Annotated in this window: 1 protein-coding gene; it reads right to left on the reverse strand. The window is 39.6% G+C overall.

Features of this window, described 5'->3' with window-relative positions:
- Positions 1–230: 230 nt before the first annotated feature.
- Entirely contained in the window at positions 231–1,247 is a 1,017-nt protein-coding gene (locus tag LPA49_RS22135; RefSeq protein WP_175081190.1) for an IS110 family transposase, read from the reverse strand.
- Positions 1,248–1,315: the final 68 nt, after the last annotated feature.

The raw sequence follows: 1,315 nt of genomic DNA on the forward strand, positions 1-1,315 counted from the left end.
AATGTATGGTACGCCCCGTTTTGCAAGTTAATAACTAAAATAACGGAGATGGTTTGCGCTAATGTATTCAGAGTCTATTAGAGACTAACATTAGTCCCAGCTCTACGATGAGATCTGCGCCAGATTGTCCTCAAAAACGAGAAAGCATTTTTCTTGCTGAACTGTCCACAAGGTCTTCAATCTGGTGGTCTAACCGTTTTGTCATCATTAATTATCATATGCAAACTGACTTAAACTCTAATTTCAAAAGGCTTCTTCGTGGTCATTACAGACCAAGCTATTCTTGCTATTTTATTTGCTAAAGCTACAAGCGCCACATTAAACGGCTTTCGACATTTTAAATCTATCAACCATGTTCCAAAGAACTTTTCTGCTGTTTTATCTCGCCACATAACGGCACGAGCTGCGTGAATAAATAACTCTCTAAGCTCCTTATTCCCTCGCTTAGAAATACCTAGCATTCTGGGCTTTCCTCCCGTTGAATATTGAAATGGCACTAACCCCAGCCATGCTGCAAAATTACGACCATTGTCGAAATCCTGTGGACTGCCAACTGCTGAGATACAGCACGATGCAGTCATAGGTCCAACACCTGGAATTGTTTGTAATAACTGAGCTACATAGTTTTCTTTATTTAATGCTAATAACTTTTCCTCTTGTGCTTTAATCCACACGTTTAGCTGATTGTAATATTCATATTGAGTGGTTAGCTCTGCAATCAATAGCGGTGGTAACACTTCATTTTGGTCTGCTATCCATTGGAACAAGTTTTTCATTTGATGATGGCCTCTTGGAAAGCTAAGGCCAAACTCCAATAGTATCGAGCCAATTCGGTTCATACAGGCGGTTCTTTCTTTAATATAGCCAGAGCGAACACGTCTAATAACTATACCTAGTTGAGCTTCTTCTGTTTTGACTGAAACAAATCGCATGTTAGGCCTTGTCGCAGCTTCTGCAATTGCGTCAGCATCAATGTAATCATTCTTATGGGACTTAACATAAGGCTTTACGTATTGAGCTGGTATTAGTTTGACCTCATGACCAAATTGTTTGCATTTCCTTGCTAGCCAGTGAGCACCACAACAAGCCTCCATCGCAATGGTTGTTGATTCTTGGACAGATAGAAAATCGACTAACTTTGCTCTGGAATATTTATGACGAAAGACTTCACGGCCAGCATAATCGTGACCAATTAAATGAAAAGTTGATTTACCTAAATCAATACCTATGACTTTTGCAAATGACATGATGGTTTCCTCCTGTAATAGCCAACTCTATGAGTTTAGCTAATGGGTGGAGCGTACCATCTAATTAA

The sequence above is a fragment of the Pseudoalteromonas sp. MB41 genome (assembly GCF_020966275.1).
GTDB lineage: Bacteria > Pseudomonadota > Gammaproteobacteria > Enterobacterales > Alteromonadaceae > Pseudoalteromonas > Pseudoalteromonas lipolytica.

What these genes read in the sequence shown, in the direction of transcription:
- LPA49_RS22135 (WP_175081190.1), bottom strand. Translation starts at nt 1,247, where the DNA reads ATGTCATTTGCAAAAGTCATAGGTATTGATTTAGGTAAATCAACTTTT.